This window comes from Bacteroidota bacterium, from assembly GCA_016213405.1.
Classification (GTDB): Bacteria; Bacteroidota; Bacteroidia; order Palsa-948; family Palsa-948; genus Palsa-948.
In genome coordinates this window covers 14,080-29,901 of record JACRAM010000088.1, presented here as the reverse complement: position 1 = coordinate 29,901, position 15,822 = coordinate 14,080, and the positions used below count along the sequence as shown (strand labels likewise).

Genomic DNA, 15,822 nt, shown 5'->3' with positions numbered 1-15,822 from the left:
ATGACAAACACATTACATATGTTTAATTTCTTCCGGCAGTTTATAAAAAGTAGGATGGCGAAACACTTTATCATTTGCAGGTTCAAAGAAAGGACCGATATCTTCTGGAGAACTTGCAACAATTGCTGAAGAGGGAACAACCCATATAGCAGTGCCTTCGCTTCTGCGCGTATATACATCGCGTGCATTTTGCAAAGCCATTTCCTTGTCGAATGCGTGAAGGTTTCCGCAGTGAACATAGGGGAGTCCTGGTTTTTTTTGCACGAAAACCTCCCAAAGTTGTCCTTGGCTGTCTTTTGTATTTGCCATTTTTCTTTTGACTTTTGAATTTTCTTACGCTGCTACTTTTTGTTTTTTCTTTTCTGCAAACGCCATAGCTGCTTCACGAACCCATCTTCCGTTTTCGTGGGCTTGTACGCGTGCGCCTAATCTTTCTTTATTGCAGGGACCGTTTCCGTGAATCACATTCTGAAATTCTTTCCAGTCGGGTTCAGAGAAATCATACCCTTGTTTTGTATCATTCCATTTTAAATTTTTGTCAGGAATTTTCAATCCGATAATATCCGCCTGTGGAACAGTTTGATTCACGAAACGCTGCCGTAACTGATCGTTGCTCTCGCGTTTTATTTTCCACTTGATTGCATTTTCAGAATTAGATGACTCAGCATCGGGCGGGCCAAACATCATCAGCGTAGGCCACCAGAAACGGTTAACTGCATCCTGCGCCATTTCTTTTTGCTCTTTTGTTCCTGCAGAAAGCTTGCACATAATTTCATATCCCTGTCGCTGATGAAAACTTTCTTCCTTGCAAATGCGAACCATAGCCCGCGCATACGGGCCGTAAGAAGTTCTTTGTAACATCACCTGATTCATAATCGCAGCGCCATCCACCAACCATCCGATTGCGCCAATATCTGCCCACGATAAAGTAGGATAATTAAAGATGGAAGAATATTTTGCTTTGCCCGTGTGAAGTTGATTAAGAAGTTCTTCGCGGGAAATATTTAGCGACTCAGCAGCTGTGTACAGATACAATCCGTGTCCTCCTTCATCCTGAACTTTTGCAGTGAGAACCATTTTTGCACGCAAACTCGGAGCACGCGTAATCCAGTTTCCTTCGGGTAACATGCCCACAATTTCAGAATGAGCATGCTGGGAAACCTGACGGATGAGGTGCTTGCGGTAAATCTCAGGCATCCAATCCTTGGGCTCAATGTTTTCATTGCGCGAAAGTTTGCTTTCGAAATTATTTTCAAATTGTGAAGCGTCCATTTTTAATAATTTTAATGCGAACATAAAGATAGGAAGAAAATTGTAAAATGATTTGGTTAGATAATGAAAAGGAATGGCTAATATTTGTTGAAATTTCCTGATAAACCCTTTTACTTTTTGTTACTTTTGAAATTGTTTTGAGAATTGCGGTCAGTATAAAAAAATAATTTGACAAGAGCGTATGAATGAGAGGATTCTTCTTGCAACGATTTTAATTTCTATTGTAGGAATAATCATCGTTCCTTTTTCTCTTCCCAAACTAAAATCCATTGTCAACTTTTTAATTGTTTTACTGATTGCTATTTTATCTTCATATGAAGCTGTGGTTGTTTTGAGTAGCTATTCGATAGAAGCTGACTTTCAGAGTAGTTATTTTTTCGGAAACATTCATATCAGCATTGACGCGCTCTCCGCATGGTTTATTCTCCTTATCAATTTCACTGCTATCACTGGCGCTCTCTACGGAATTTTCTATATGAAACCGTATGAAGAACAAAAGGCAAATACTTCTCTGCATTGGATTTCATACATACTGATGCACGTTTCGCTTTTGTCTGTTTGCTGTGTTCAAAATAGTTTAATGTTTCTCCTCATATGGGAAATCATGACACTTGCTTCTTTTGTGTTGATAATTTTTGAACATACAAAAAAACAAACGCTCAAAGCTGGAATTAATTTTCTCATTCAGTCACACATCGGAGTTTTTTTTCTCACCATCGCATTTATCTGGGTGGCTTCACAAACTAACTCGTATGATTTTTCTTCCATCACAAGTTTTTCATTGGAGAAACCTACGTTGGTTGGAATAATTTTATTTTTATGTTTCTTCATCGGGTTTGCATTCAAGGCAGGATTTGTTCCGTTTCACACCTGGCTTCCGTATGCGCATCCCGCTGCTCCTTCGCATATTTCGGGCGTGATGTCAGGCATCATTATCAAAATCGGCATCTACGGGATTTTGAGAATGCTTTTTCTCATTCACACTGATTATACTGTAGTGGGATATTTCATTCTTTTCATCTCGGTGATTTCAGGAATTTACGGAGTGATACTTGCCATCATTCAGCACAATTTGAAAAAATTGCTGGCTTATCACAGCATTGAGAATATTGGTATCATCGGAATAGGAATCGGGCTTGGATGTATTGGTGTTGGAACGGGAAATCATTTGCTCGCCTCTCTCGGATTTGCAGGAGGATTGCTTCACGTGCTGAATCATTCTCTCTTCAAATCACTTTTATTTTACAGTGCTGGAAATGTTTATCAAGCCACACACACAATGAATGTGGAACAATTGGGTGGACTTATCAAACGAATGCCTCATACATCGATTTTATTTTTAGTAGCTGCGCTTTCTATCTGCGGGCTTCCGCCCTTCAACGGTTTCATTTCTGAATTTTTAATATACTCGGGATTGTTCAAAGGGCTCGCTGGAAATTATTCCGTTTCAATTTTATCAATGATTTTTTCCATTCTTGGATTAGTTCTTATTGGTGGGTTGGCAGTTTTATGTTTCACAAAAGCATTTGGAATAGTTTTTCTCGGAACTCCCCGCCACCCACTTAATCACGAACCACAGGAAGCTTCAACCGGAAAACTTATTCCTATGTATATGGTGTTGGCATTGATTTTAGCAATAGGAATTTATCCAAAATTTTTTGTGCGATTGCTTTCTGCGCCTGTAATGATGTTCACTGCGAAAATAAATTCACCGATTGAATCTGATATTTTTCCCGGCACTCTAAACATAATGACCATTGTAGGAATCTGTTCAGCAGGATTTATACTACTCTGCGGCTTAATTTTCTTTTTAAGAAGCAGAATCACTCTGAACAAACGGCAAACTATTTCACCTACCTGGGGTTGCGGCTATGTGGGAGATGCTGGTAAAATGCAATACACGGCAAATTCGTTTATCCGTTCTTACAGAAAATTAGTTAAGCCGATTATATCGCTTCATAAAAAGGAAACGGAAGTGGTAGGAATTTTTCCGCATACTGCTTCTTACGAAACGCATCCTCAGGATAAACTGGAAGAAAAATTTATTGACAGAATTATCTTTTTGCTGAAAAAATTTCTTGAAAGATTTTCTTTTCTTCAGAGCGGAAATGCACAACATTATATTTTGTACGGAGTAATTTTTATTTTGCTTGTGATTTTTTTCCCTTTCATTTCAGATGCATTTAATTCATTATTGTCATTCTTAAAAAACTAGTGATATGATTTGTTTTGTAATGATACTTTTTGTCAGTTTGATTTTTTCAGGAATCATCATCCGAACCAAAAGCATTGTTTCGGGCAGAAAAGGTCCGGGAATTTTCCAGCCGATGAAAGATATTTTCAGGTTATGGAAAAAAGGAGCTGTGTATAGCAAAACTTCCAGCATTATTTTTCAAATCGCTCCCAGCATTTATTTTGCTTCAGTTCTCTCTGCAATTCTTGTGATTCCTTTCGGCAGTCACAAAGGCATTATTTCTTTTGATGGCGACTTTTTATTTTTCGCTTATGTTCTCGCCTTAGGAAAATTTTTCATGATAATTTCTTCTCTCGACACCGGTAGCAGTTTTTCAGGAATGGGAGCTAGCCGCGAGGCATTGTATTCCATGCTCGCGGAGCCGGCATTTTTCATTCTCATCGGTTGTTTTGCGCTGATGACGGGACATACTTCTTTCAGCGATTTCTTTGCTTCACTTCATTTCGGTTCATACATCTCTTATGCAATCGGTGCGCTGGCGGCTTACCTGCTGGTAATGTTCGCGATGATTGAAAACAGCCGAATGCCCGTGGATGACCCGAAAACACATCTTGAACTCACCATGATTCACGAAGTGATGATTCTCGACAACAGCGGATTTGATCTTGGATTGATTTTTTATACGGGCAATTTAAAATTTGCAATGTACGGGGCGCTCATCGCAAACTTTTTCTTCGGAGGTCTTTCGGTTTATGTTGACATAATAATATTTATTGCTGTGCAACTATTTTTCGCTGTTATTATCGGCCTGATAGAATCATTCATGGCTCGTTTCAGAATGAATCATAATCCGCAGTTCATTTTTACGTTGTCGTCTGTAGCACTTCTGATTTTTATTGGGATTCTGTTAATAAAAAATAATCTCATATGAAATGACAAATGTTTTACTTATAACTTTCATCATTACGCTTCCCTATATAGGTATTTTAAAACGATTATCTACTTATGTGAAAATACTCGCCTTTCAGGGAATTCTACTTTTCGGAATAGCGTTTATCAACCTAATTGAAATCAACATTGTTAATTTAATTTTCATCCTGCTTGAGACAATCATTTTTAAAGCTATTGCCGTTCCCTGGTTTTTGAATTATATCATGAAGCGAAATAGAATCACTCGTGAAGCAGAACCATATCTTCATAATTTTTTCTCCCTGATAATCATTACAGGCATTATTGTGCTTTCGTACATTCTTTCTTCTGCTATTGAGGGAAATAGTATCAATAAAATATTTTTTGTTGTAGCGCTCTCAACATTGTTTACGGGACTTTACATTATTGTTACGCGCAGAAAAATTATAACGCACGTGATGGGATATCTTGTTTTAGAAAACGGTGTGTTCATTCTATCACTCGCTGTGGGAAGCGAAATGCCTATGCTGGTGAATACTGGAATTCTGCTCGATATTTTTGTGAGCATTCTCCTTCTTGGGATTTTTGTGAATAAAATCGGAGATGTAATAAAAGATGTGGATGTTGAACAATTAAAAGCGCTGCGAGATTAATATGATAACGGCATATTTAATTACATCGGGTGTTCTAAGTGGAATAATTTTTTTCAACCGGCATCGTGGAGTAAATTATTTTTTGCTTGCGCTGTTTCTTATTCTTCAATGCGCACTTACGGTTTTTGCCTACACCCATCTCAATCATGAGGAGTTAGGATTATTCAGGACGGATGCCTTGTCCATCATTCTTCTCGTCACACTGAACATCATCAGCATTCCAGCGATTTATCATAGCTATATTTATTTCACAAAGCACATAGAAATCCCGAGACAGCGTGCAATTTATTTTTCCGCGATGATAATTTTAATCATGGCTATGAGCGCTGCGTATCTTTCTTCTCACATAGCGGTTACGTGGGTGTTCATCGAACTTACTACACTGTCTGCGTCTGCGTTGGTATATCACCGCAGAAACATTCGCTCGCTCGAGGGAACATGGAAATATATTTTTGTTTGTTCAATTAGTATCACGCTGGTTTTTATCGGCATACTTTTTCTAAGTATTGCACTGCGGCAAAGCGGCACTACCGATTTATCCTTTGCATCACTGATGGCACACGCTGCATCACTCAATGAATTTTGGATGCGGCTCGCATTTATTTTTGCTTTCACGGGATTCACTGTCAAGGCGGGGCTTGTACCGATGTATAACGCAGGCATTGACGCGAAAGACAAAGTTCCTTCCCCCGCAGGTGCACTTTTTTCCAGCGCACTGATGAATGTTGGTTTCATAGGTATATTCCGTTTTTACGAAGTGATTGTGCACACATCTCTTCACGCATGGGCAAGTAATATTCTTATCATTTCAGGTACACTTTCAGTTTTTGTCGCAGCAGTTTACATGCTCAAGGTAAAAAATATAAAACGAATGCTCGCGTACTCCAGCGTTGAACATTTGGGAATCGTGATGCTCGGACTCGCAGCGGGAGGAATCGGTTATTATGCGGCAATTCTTCACACTGTATTACATTCGTTTGCTAAGTCGGGAATGTTTTTCCAGATCGGACAGGTTTACAGAATTTACAAAAGCAAAAATATTTATGATACTGGAAATTATTTCAAGCACAATTTTTCCGGTGCGATGGTTCTGCTGCTTGGATTTATTTGCTCCACTGCCATGCCGCCATCTGGACTTTTTGTGAGTGAGTTTTTGATTTTTCGTTCCTTGTTTGAAGGACATTATGTGTTTGTTTTGATATTGATTTTAATTTTACTGGTAGTCATTATCTGGGCATTCGGAAAAAATATTTTCAAACTCCTGTTCACTCCTGCAAAAGATTTTATGGAAGAAGGCATAGAAAAAATAAATGGATATGAATCATTTTCTCAATTCATTTTGATGGGACTGGTAATCTATCTGGGATTTAATCCGCCTGTTCAGATGATGGAATTAATCAATGAAGCAATAATAAATCTGCCGTAATGAATTATATTGATATCAAAAATAATCAGTGCATTCCGCTGGCATCCATACCGGTTCTGGAGTATGAAATATTTTTAGAGCACAATACTTCCCTCTTGAAAGAATCTCAAAATCATTGTGTGAACTACTATGGATTTCATTCCGATGGGAAAATAAAGTTGATTTGTTGTATTGCGAATGATAACGATGGAAGTATTTATGTTTCTTCATCTCATATAAATATGAATGAGACACTGCTTTCATTCACTCATCATCACTTTGCTTTTGAAAAATTTGAAAGAGAAATGCATGAAAACTTTGGAATAAAATATTTAAATCATACATGGCTTAAACCAGTTCGTTTTTCTTTTGACAGAACCAATAAAGAAAACACTATTTCAAATTATCCATTTTATAAAATTGACAGCGAAGAATTGCATGAAGTAGGAGTTGGTCCCATCCATGCAGGGGTGATTGAACCGGGACATTTCCGTTTCATCTGTAATGGGGAGCAAATTCTTCATCTGGAAATTCAATTAGGATTTCAGCATAGAGGAATTGAGAATCTTTTCCTTGAGAATAAGAAACTTTTGCAGCGTGTAACTCTTGCAGAAAACATCTCTGGCGATACAGTTGCTGGGCATACAACTGCCTTCGTAAATCTATGGGAATCTCTCTGCAATTTCAGTGCAGATAAAGATTTGCAGTTCACTCGTACGCTTGCACTTGAGTTGGAAAGAATTGCTATTCACACTGGGGATTTGAGTGCGCTTTGCACCGATATCGCTTACCAACTCGGCAGTGTTGTCTTTGGAAGATTACGTACTCCTGTGATAAATTATTTCCAGATTTGGTGTGGAAACCGCCTTGCTAAAGGATTGATTCGTCCGGGTAGAAATAATTTTCCGTTCAGCAAAAAATTAAATGATAAGCTTTACAAACTTTTTGATGAGTTTGAAAGAGATTTTATAGAGATGTGCGAAGAGTCCTTTTCACTTTCAACTGTTTTAGCCCGCTTTGAACGAACAGGTGCTGTTACACATCAACAGGCATCTTCCATTGGAACAGTTGGAATGTCAGCGAAGATGAGTGCCATTGTGAGAGATATTCGTTCTACCCATCCTCACGATTTTTATTCTTCATTGAATCACCAGCCGGTTATAAAAAATCACGGAGATGTTTATTCACGCGTACAAATTCGCGAGGAAGAAATTAAGCAGTCCATCGGGTATATCAAAAAATTACTAAAAAATATTCCCGAAGAAAATAAGGAGAGAAAGAATTTGTCTTCGCCTTCACTAAATTCATTTGCAATTTCATTAGTGGAAGGATGGAGAGGAGAAATCTGCCATTGTGCAGTTACGGATGAAAAAGGAGAACTGGTGCATTACAAAATTAAAGATCCGTCATTTCACAATTGGCTGGCGCTCGCATTAGCAGTACGCAATAACGAAATTTCAGATTTTCCTGTTGTTAATAAAAGTTTTAATTTGAGTTACTGCGGGCACGATTTGTAATAATGAAAAACTATGCTTGATAATTTTAAAATACTCATTCATCAAGGAAAACAATTCATTCCCGATATAACTACAGCAGAAGTTCCGGGAATTTTTCGTGGCAGACCTGTAATCAGCAATGAAAAGGTTGATGATGATAAATTAGTTGATTTATGCCCTACAAATTCTATCGCAAAAAATCCTGTGAGCATTGATTTGGGAAAATGCACTTTCTGTGGGGAATGTGCTTTTGCTTTTCCTGACAAAATAAAATTTACAAAAGATTACAAACTTTCAACGAACTTTCGCGATGGATTAATTGTAAAAGAAGGAGAAGAAAAAAATATCATTCTGAATCCTGATTTAATACGAAAAGAAATCTCAAAATATTTCAGTGGTTCGCTCAAGTTACGGCAAGTGTCAGCCGGTGGAGATAATAGTTGTGAATTAGAACTCAACGCCTGCAGTAATGTGAACTTTGATATGGGAAGATTCGGAATCGAGTTTGTCGCTTCGCCCCGCCATGCAGATGGAATTGTAATTACTGGTCCTATCTCAGAAAATATGGCGGAACCATTGCAGATTTGTTATGACGCTACTCCTGAACCTAAAATAATTATTCTAGCAGGAACTGACGCTATCAGCGGAGGAGTTTTTGCAGACAGCCCTGCATTGAACAGAATTTTTTTAACCCAATACAAAATTGATTTGTACATTCCGGGAAATCCAATACACCCTCTCACCTTTATTAACGGAGTATTAGAATTGATTAGAAAAAGGAAGTGAATTAAAGTTTTATTTTTGTCCTTTATAAAAATCAATGACAAAATTTCACAAACTTAAAGTATCAGATATCCGAAAGGAAACCGCAGACTGTGTTTCTGTTGCGTTTGACGTTCCGGCTTCTTTGAAAGAAGAATATAAATTCATACAGGGACAATATCTCACGCTGAAACTTTTTCTTGCCGGAGAAGAAATCCGCAGAAGTTATTCTGTTTGCAGCTCTCCTCTTGAAAATGAAATGCGCGTGGCTGTGAAGAAAGTGCAAGGTGGAAAGGGTTCAATCTTCGTTAACGATAACCTGAAAGTTGGAAATGAAATAGAAGTGATGACTCCGATGGGCGGTTTTTATTCTCCGATGAATGCTTTACACAAAAAAAAATATTCTCTGTTTGCTGGCGGAAGCGGAATCACTCCAATGTTGTCTATTATAAAAACGGTTCTTCAAGCCGAACCAAATTCTTCTCTCATTTTATTTTACGGAAACCTGAATGAAGAATCAACTATTTTTAAAAAGCAATTAGACGAACTCGCGCAGAAAAATTCTTCTAGATTCAAGTTGCATTATATTTTTGACAAACCCACTACACAGGTTGAAGAACTTTATAAAGGAATCATCTCCAAAGAAAAAGCAAAAGCTCTTTTTGATAAACATATTATTCCGTCAACTGACAATGAATTTTTTATCTGCGGTCCAAAACCAATGATGGATAATGTGCGCGAAACGCTGGAAGAAAGGAAAATTGACAAAGCAAGAATTCATATTGAGTATTTTACTTCCTCCGTTGACGCGCCTGATAAAGTTATTTCTCCTTCGGAAAAAATAATATCTCAGGTTACTGTTTCTCAATACGGAATAGAAACCACTTTTAAGCTTTCATCTGACGGAAAATCAATTCTTGACGCAGCGATTGAAAATGGTGTGGACGCTCCTTTCGCCTGCAAAGGAGCTGTGTGCGCTACGTGCCGAGGAAAAATCCTGGAAGGGAAAGTTCACATGAACAAGAATTTCGCGCTCACTGATTCTGAAGTTGCCGAAGGATTCGTTCTCACCTGTCAAAGTCATCCGCTCACGCCCGTGGTGAAGGTGGATTACGATATTTAAGTCGTACACAGACTATTCATATCGAAACTTTCCCATGTCATTAAGGTTAGAATGCAGAATACGAATTGAGTTGGATTTATTATGTGAGCGAGCCATGCGTAAAAATACTTCAAGTGTTTTCCAGTAGTTGTGATCGCGCTGCGTATCTGCCAGCAAAAGATAACCCATAATAATATTTCCTGCCATTTCAACTAATCTGCGTGCGTGAAAATCTATGAACTCATTGCTGTCAGTAAGAACAACTTTATTTTCTGATTCTTCGTATTCTTCGGTCATCTCAATTAAAATTTTTCTATACGATTCAGTTTCCGGCTTGATGGGTTCTTTTTCGTATGCCTGAATCTGCGCAAGGTATCCTCCTGCGGTAACTCCGCGAATTGCCGCCACCACCTGCAGTTGTGTGGTTCCTTCATATATGGAAGTAATCCGCGCATCGCGGTAAATCCGTTCAATCGGATAATCTTTCATGAAACCTGAACCTCCATGAATCTGCAAAGCGTCATACGCAATCTGGTTACAATACTCTGAAGTCAATCCTTTTGCAAGGGGTGTAAAAATGTCGGCAAGCTTCTGATATTTTCTCAGTTCATCTTTTTCTTCTTTGGTTAATTCCCTCACTTGTGAAATATGAATGAGAGTTTTGTAAATATCTACAAAGCGTCCGGTTTCGTAAAGCAAAGAGCGTGAAGCAGTGAGTTTTGCTTTCATCAGGGAAAGAAGTTCATACACTGCAGGAAATTGTATAATCGGTTTGCCAAACTGAATTCTTTTCTTTGCATAGGAGAGCGCTTCGCGGTAAGCGGCTTCGCTCAGACCCACCGATTGTGCAGTAATTCCAAGTCGAGCGCCATTCATCAGCGACATCACATATTTTATCAATCCGAATTTTCTGTTTCCGCAGATTTCAGCAGGCGCATCTTTGAAAACCAATTCGCAGGTAGGAGAACCTTTGATACCCAATTTATTTTCTATTCGCCTTACAGCAACACCCCCGCTGTTCTTGTCATAAATAAACATGGATAACCCGCGAGCATCCTGTGTTCTGTCTTCCGAACGGGCAAGCACAAGAGAAATATCTCCATCGCCATTGGTGATGAAACGTTTCACACCATTCAAGAGCCATGATTTTTTTTGTTCATCGTAATGCGCTTTGAGCATCACTGCCTGCAAATCAGAACCGGCATCGGGTTCTGTGAGCGCCATTGCCATTGTTTCTCCTTTGCAAACACGTGTGAGGAAACGCTGCTTCTGTTCCTCAGAGCCAAATTCATTTATTGTTTCCGCGCAATCCTGCAAGCCCCAGATGTTCACAAAACCTGCATCGGCTCGTGAAACAATATCGGCAGCCATGATATAAGGAATCATAGGAAAATTTAATCCACCGAATCTGCGGGGAAGAGCAATGCCCATCAAACCTGCTTTGGTGATGGCTTCAATATTTTCTGTTGTGCCTCTTGCATATTCAACTCTTCCGTTTTTCAAAACAGGTCCATCGTGGTCAACCGATTCTGCATTGGGACCGATAATATCTCCGCAAATCTCTCCAATAATTTCAAGAATCTGGCTGTAACTGTCCATCGCGTCTTCAAAATCCTTAGGCGCAAATTCATAATCATCTTTCTCTTTGAAATTATTTTCTTTCAGTGCGACAATTCGCTGCATGAGCGGATGTGCAAGGTGAAATTTGATGTCAGCGTTATCGGTGTAGAAGTTTGGCATTTTTCTATTCGTTAGTTTTATTTTGTATTTTCTTTATAGTATCTGATCATTTTTGGAATTACAGTTTCGACTTTCCCGGCAATCACATAGTTTGCAATTTTATTTATAGGAGCATTCGGATCGTTGTTAATGGAAATGATAATGCTGGATTCCTGCATGCCGGCAAGATGTTGTATTTGTCCCGAGATTCCGCAGGCGACATAAAGTTTCGGGCGAACGGTTATTCCTGTTTGTCCGATTTGCCGTTCATGTCCGGCAAACCCTGCGTCCACTGCCGCACGTGAAGCTCCCACTTCTCCGCCAAGCATGGAAGCGAGGTTATGAAGCAACTTAAAGTTTTCTGCGGAGCCAACGCCAAAACCACCGGCAACAATCACGGATGAATTTTTAATATTGACTTTTGATTTTTCAATGTGCCGCTCAAGAATTTTTACGATAAAACATTCATCGTCCACATATTTTTTTACATCCAGTTTAACGATCTTTCCTGTGTGGCGGAGATTGTAAATTTCTTTTTTCATCACACCTTCGCGAACGGTTGCCATTTGCGGACGGCAATCTGGATTTATGATGGTCGCAATGATGTTTCCTCCGAAAGCTGGACGGATCTGATAGAGGAGATTTTTGTAAACTTTTTTTTCTTTTTTTTCTTCGTGGTCACCAATCTCCAATTCAGTGCAATCAGCAGTGAGACCGCTTCCGAGTGCGGAGGAAACACGCGGACCTAAATCTCGCCCGATAGACGTTGCTCCCATCAACACAATCTGTGGCTTTTGTTCTCTGAAAAGTCTGACAGTTATTTCTGTGTGAGGCAGAGTAGAATACGGCTCAAGACGGGAATCATCAGCAAGGTAAAGTGTATCCACACCGTAAGGAAAAATTTCTTTTTCAAAACCATCCAAATTATGACCAATCAGAAGCGCTTCCAGTTGACACTTCAATTGATCGGCAAGATTGCGTCCTTTAGTGAGAAGTTCAAAACTTACTTCAGAAATTTTTCCTTCTTCCAGTTCGCAGTAAACACAAACGTTATTCATATTTTATAATATTAGCAGCTACTTATTAATTCTTACAATGATGTGGTCTTTATTATCCAACAATATGTGCTGTGATTAGTTCTTTCATCAATCCATTAATATCTTCATCCATATCTTCAATGCGTTTTGATTCTTTTGATTGAAAAACAATGTTGTCAACTTTTTTCACTTTTGTCGGTGAGCCGCCAATTCCAAGTTGCTCGCGGTCACATTCAATATCGTTCACGCTCCATTCTTTTATTGTGAGGTATGAATCATTTCCTCCGCTCATATAATCTTCAACGCTTTCCTGGCGTTTGCTCATTGTGTTTGCGTGTTTGTATTTCATCAGAAGTTTTGCATTTCTCGGTCTGCATACGGGGGCTGAGCTATTCACAGTAATCAGTACGGGCAAAGAACATTCAACAATTTCAATACCGCGCTCCAATCTTCGCTTCACAACAATTTTTTCTGATGAAGCAGACATTATTTCTTCTGAATACGTGATTTGAGGAATGCCTAATTTTTCTGCAACCTGAGGTCCCACTTGCGCTGTGTCACCGTCAATGGCTTGTCGCCCGCAGAGAATAATATCAAACTCTTTTATTTTTTTTATGGTGCAGGCAAGCGCGTAGGAAGTAGCGAGCGTATCAGAGCCGGCAAAAGCGCGGTCTGTAAGAAGAATTCCGTCATCGGCTCCGCGGTAAAAGCCTTCGCGAATAATTTCCACCGCGCGGATAGGACCCATCGTGAGCAAAGTAATTGTGCTGCCTGGAAATTTATCCTTGATGGAGAGCGCCTGTTCAAGTGCGTGCAAATCTTCCGGATTAAAGATGGCAGGCAATGCGGCTCTGTTTACAGTTCCATCCGCTTTCATAGCGTCTTTGCCCACGTTTCTTGTATCGGGAACTTGCTTCGCCAGAACAATGATTTTAAATTTTTTCATCCAAGGAAATTATTTTGATGTTGCGAAAGTCAGTTGAGTAAATAACCTAAACTATGATTTAGCGCATAATTTGTAAGATTCAATTTCTGTACTCACGCTAAAGGGAGCGATTGTCCTTGCCTTCTCTGTTAGAGGAATGGACTTTTATTTCGTTCTGTGGATGAGAAGCAGACTAGTGGCAAAAAGAAAAAAAGCTCCTGTCTGGTGAAGCACGGCAATAATGATTGGAACTCCGTAAAGTAATGTTATTACTCCCAAAATAAATTGTGCAAGAACAATTATTACAAGGGCATTAATGATTTTTCTTTGTTGTTGTGTGAGATTTAATTTTCTTGAGCGATAGAAAAGTATTCTCACAATTATTACTATAACGTAAGCGATGTATCGGTGAATAAATTGTACGCCTGCAACTCCCTCAAAAAAGTTTTTCCATAGCGGTTCAAGTGAGGTGATGTCAGAAGGGAACCATTCATCTCCCATTTTTGGCCAAGTTGGATAGCCGTAGCCCGCTTTCAGTCCTGCTACAAATGCTCCGTAAATAATCTGGAGAATTATCGTTGAGAAAAGAATAAGAGAAAGTTTTTTAAGTCCTCCCCCTGCTTCGCTTCCCCCTCCAGAGGGGGACATAAAATCCAATGCATACCAAAATGTAAATCCGAAAACTGTGAAGGCAGAGATTAAGTGAATTGCCAGACGATAATGACTTACATGAACATTTTGAGAAAGTCCGCTTTTCACCATAAACCATCCGAGAAACCCCTGTAATCCGCCCAATGCGAAAAGCACTAATGCTTTTTTCATAAATCCTTCAGGGAGTTTTTTCTTTATCCAGAACCAGATGAAAGGAATGAGAAAAACCACTCCAATTATTCTTCCGATTAAACGATGAAGATATTCCCAGAAAAAGATTTGTTTGAAATCAGATAACTGAAAATCAGAATTGATGAGTTTGTACTGCGGAATTTGCTTGTAAGCATCAAACTCTTTTTGCCATGCTTCTTGGGAAAGAGGAGGAAATGTTCCGGTTACAATTTTCCATTCTGTTATGGATAATCCTGAACCGGTGAGGCGTGTGATTCCGCCAATGACAACCATTGCATAAATAAGGAAACATCCGGTGAGCAACCAGATGATTACCGGGCGGTAAGAAGTTGAAGAATTCGTAGCAAAAGATTTTTTTGTGACTCCGGAGGGATTTGAACCCCCAACCATCTGATCCGTAGTCAGACGTTCTATCCAATTGAACTACGGAGCCATATCAACTACAATTCAGGATTTAGGAATTACGATTTAGGATTTTAATTCCCTAATCCACAATCCTTAATCTTTATTCCTTCGGCTTGTCTTTCTGAGATGGTTTGCTGATGGACTCGCGCATCTGAGTATCTGCCTGGATGTTCTGCATTTTGTAATAATCCATAATGCCGAGGTTTCCACTGCGGAAAGATTCTGCCATAGCAAGAGGAATCTGTGCTTCGGCTTCGATAACTTTTGCGCGCGCTTCCTGTGCTTTTGCTTTCATCTCCTGCTCGCTGGCGACAGCCATCGCTCTGCGCTCTTCGGCTTTTGCCTGCGCTACTTTCAAATCGGCACTTGCTTGTTCGGTTTGAAGTTTCGCGCCAATATTTTCTCCCACATCAATGTCGGCAATGTCAATGGAAAGAATTTCAAACGCTGTTCCGGCATCCAAACCTTTTTTCAAAACTGTCTTTGAAATGGTATCTGGATTTTCAAGAACTGATTTATGATCGTGAGCCGAGCCAATGGTGGTAACAATTCCTTCTCCAACGCGCGCAAGAATAGTTTCTTCACCAGCTCCGCCTACCAATTGGTTAATGTTGGTTCTTATCGTCACTCTTGCTTTCACCACTAATTGAATTCCGTTTTTCGCCACTGCAGAAACCGGAGGCGTGTCAATCACGCGCGGGTTTACAGAAAGCTGCACTGCATCAAATACATCACGTCCTGCCAAATCAATTGCCGTGGCAAGTTTGAAGTTGAGCGGAATGTTTGCTTTCTCTGCTGAGATAAGCGCATTGACCACTGATTGCACGTGACCGCCTGCCATGAAGTGCGCTTCGAGTTGGTCGCGCGAAAGCACGAGACCTGCTTTGTGCCCGTTGATGAGCGCGTTTGTAATAACTCCGGGAGGAACTTTTCTGAAACGCATCAGCGCGAGTTGTATCAATGACATCCGTACTCCTGAAAGCTGTGCAGTTACCCACAAGCCGATAGGTAGTATTCTGAAAAATATCCAGAGGAAGATTAACGCTCCTAATCCGAGGAGAGCGTAAACGAGAATTTGTTCGGGTGCCATGGGAATTATA

At 39.7% G+C, this 15,822-nt stretch carries 14 protein-coding genes and 1 tRNA gene; 7 read left to right on the top strand and 8 right to left on the bottom strand.

The genetic code is table 11. From position 1 onward, the window contains the following. Positions 1-12: 12 nt before the first annotated feature. Both paaB and paaA read right to left on the bottom strand, forming a co-directional pair. Entirely contained in the window at positions 13-309 is a 297-nt protein-coding gene (gene paaB / locus HY841_10685; protein ID MBI4931218.1) for a 1,2-phenylacetyl-CoA epoxidase subunit B, read from the bottom strand. 24 nt (positions 310-333) lie between these two features. Further along, positions 334-1,272 (bottom strand): 1,2-phenylacetyl-CoA epoxidase subunit A, encoded by a 939-nt coding sequence (gene paaA / locus HY841_10680; GenBank protein MBI4931217.1) that lies wholly within the window; start codon positions 1,270-1,272, stop codon positions 334-336. A 181-nt stretch (positions 1,273-1,453) separates the two neighbouring features. On the opposite strand from paaA, the gene HY841_10675 reads away from it, so the two are divergent. Genes HY841_10675 through HY841_10645 form a run of 7 tightly spaced genes read left to right on the top strand, consistent with a single transcriptional unit; the run spans position 1,454 to position 9,814 of the window. Continuing rightward, positions 1,454-3,487: a hypothetical protein gene (locus HY841_10675; protein ID MBI4931216.1), complete on the top strand. Its 2,034-nt coding sequence runs from the start codon at positions 1,454-1,456 to the stop codon at positions 3,485-3,487. Positions 3,488-3,491: 4 nt separating this feature from the next. Continuing rightward, complete coding sequence (locus HY841_10670; protein ID MBI4931215.1) at positions 3,492-4,397, top strand: NADH-quinone oxidoreductase subunit H; 906 nt, start codon at positions 3,492-3,494, stop codon at positions 4,395-4,397. Between the two features lies 1 nt (position 4,398). Further along, complete coding sequence (locus HY841_10665; protein ID MBI4931214.1) at positions 4,399-5,028, top strand: hypothetical protein; 630 nt, start codon at positions 4,399-4,401, stop codon at positions 5,026-5,028. A 1-nt stretch (position 5,029) separates the two neighbouring features. Then, positions 5,030-6,454, top strand: a complete 1,425-nt coding sequence (locus HY841_10660) for a hypothetical protein (protein MBI4931213.1) — start codon at positions 5,030-5,032, stop codon at positions 6,452-6,454. After that, positions 6,454-7,950, top strand: a complete 1,497-nt coding sequence (locus tag HY841_10655) for an NADH dehydrogenase subunit (GenBank protein ID MBI4931212.1) — start codon at positions 6,454-6,456, stop codon at positions 7,948-7,950. Before HY841_10660 ends, HY841_10655 begins: the two co-directional genes overlap by 1 nt. 12 nt (positions 7,951-7,962) lie before the next feature. Then, positions 7,963-8,715 carry an NADH:ubiquinone oxidoreductase gene (locus HY841_10650; GenBank protein MBI4931211.1) on the top strand — a complete coding sequence of 251 codons (753 nt, stop codon included), beginning with the start codon at positions 7,963-7,965 and terminating at the stop codon, positions 8,713-8,715. A gap of 34 nt (positions 8,716-8,749) precedes the next feature. Continuing rightward, complete coding sequence (locus tag HY841_10645) at positions 8,750-9,814, top strand: 2Fe-2S iron-sulfur cluster binding domain-containing protein (protein ID MBI4931210.1); 1,065 nt, start codon at positions 8,750-8,752, stop codon at positions 9,812-9,814. A 12-nt stretch (positions 9,815-9,826) separates the two neighbouring features. Here HY841_10645 and HY841_10640 read toward each other — a convergent pair whose 3' ends face one another. The 6 genes from HY841_10640 to floA form a co-directional block, all read right to left on the bottom strand. Beyond that, positions 9,827-11,533: an acyl-CoA dehydrogenase family protein gene (locus HY841_10640; GenBank protein ID MBI4931209.1), complete on the bottom strand. Its 1,707-nt coding sequence runs from the start codon at positions 11,531-11,533 to the stop codon at positions 9,827-9,829. A 17-nt stretch (positions 11,534-11,550) separates the two neighbouring features. After that, positions 11,551-12,570 (bottom strand): electron transfer flavoprotein subunit alpha/FixB family protein, encoded by a 1,020-nt coding sequence (locus HY841_10635; protein ID MBI4931208.1) that lies wholly within the window; start codon positions 12,568-12,570, stop codon positions 11,551-11,553. Positions 12,571-12,622: 52 nt separating this feature from the next. Further along, positions 12,623-13,495, bottom strand: coding sequence for an electron transfer flavoprotein subunit beta/FixA family protein (locus HY841_10630; protein ID MBI4931207.1), 873 nt, complete (start codon positions 13,493-13,495; stop codon positions 12,623-12,625). Positions 13,496-13,639: 144 nt separating this feature from the next. After that, positions 13,640-14,707 (bottom strand): COX15/CtaA family protein, encoded by a 1,068-nt coding sequence (locus HY841_10625; protein MBI4931206.1) that lies wholly within the window; start codon positions 14,705-14,707, stop codon positions 13,640-13,642. Continuing rightward, a tRNA-Arg gene (locus tag HY841_10620) sits at positions 14,677-14,750 on the bottom strand. Before HY841_10620 ends, HY841_10625 begins: the two co-directional genes overlap by 31 nt. A 72-nt stretch (positions 14,751-14,822) precedes the next feature. Next, a complete protein-coding gene (floA, locus tag HY841_10615) occupies positions 14,823-15,812 on the bottom strand; it encodes a flotillin-like protein FloA (protein ID MBI4931205.1) in 990 nt (329 codons plus the stop codon). Positions 15,813-15,822: the final 10 nt, after the last annotated feature.

Bases quoted from the DNA above. Each gene is read 5' to 3' on its own strand.
- floA (MBI4931205.1), bottom strand. From the start codon at position 15,812: ATGGCACCCGAACAAATTCTCGTTTACGCTCTCCTCGGATTAGGAGCG.
- HY841_10650 (MBI4931211.1), top strand. From the start codon at position 7,963: ATGCTTGATAATTTTAAAATACTCATTCATCAAGGAAAACAATTCATT.
- HY841_10640 (MBI4931209.1), bottom strand. From the start codon at position 11,533: ATGCCAAACTTCTACACCGATAACGCTGACATCAAATTTCACCTTGCA.
- paaA (MBI4931217.1), bottom strand. From the start codon at position 1,272: ATGGACGCTTCACAATTTGAAAATAATTTCGAAAGCAAACTTTCGCGC.
- HY841_10655 (MBI4931212.1), top strand. From the start codon at position 6,454: ATGAATTATATTGATATCAAAAATAATCAGTGCATTCCGCTGGCATCC.
- HY841_10675 (MBI4931216.1), top strand. From the start codon at position 1,454: ATGAATGAGAGGATTCTTCTTGCAACGATTTTAATTTCTATTGTAGGA.
- HY841_10635 (MBI4931208.1), bottom strand. From the start codon at position 12,570: ATGAATAACGTTTGTGTTTACTGCGAACTGGAAGAAGGAAAAATTTCT.
- HY841_10665 (MBI4931214.1), top strand. From the start codon at position 4,399: ATGACAAATGTTTTACTTATAACTTTCATCATTACGCTTCCCTATATA.
- paaB (MBI4931218.1), bottom strand. From the start codon at position 309: ATGGCAAATACAAAAGACAGCCAAGGACAACTTTGGGAGGTTTTCGTG.
- HY841_10625 (MBI4931206.1), bottom strand. From the start codon at position 14,707: ATGGTTGGGGGTTCAAATCCCTCCGGAGTCACAAAAAAATCTTTTGCT.
- HY841_10630 (MBI4931207.1), bottom strand. From the start codon at position 13,495: ATGAAAAAATTTAAAATCATTGTTCTGGCGAAGCAAGTTCCCGATACA.
- HY841_10645 (MBI4931210.1), top strand. From the start codon at position 8,750: ATGACAAAATTTCACAAACTTAAAGTATCAGATATCCGAAAGGAAACC.
- HY841_10670 (MBI4931215.1), top strand. From the start codon at position 3,492: ATGATTTGTTTTGTAATGATACTTTTTGTCAGTTTGATTTTTTCAGGA.
- HY841_10660 (MBI4931213.1), top strand. From the start codon at position 5,030: ATGATAACGGCATATTTAATTACATCGGGTGTTCTAAGTGGAATAATT.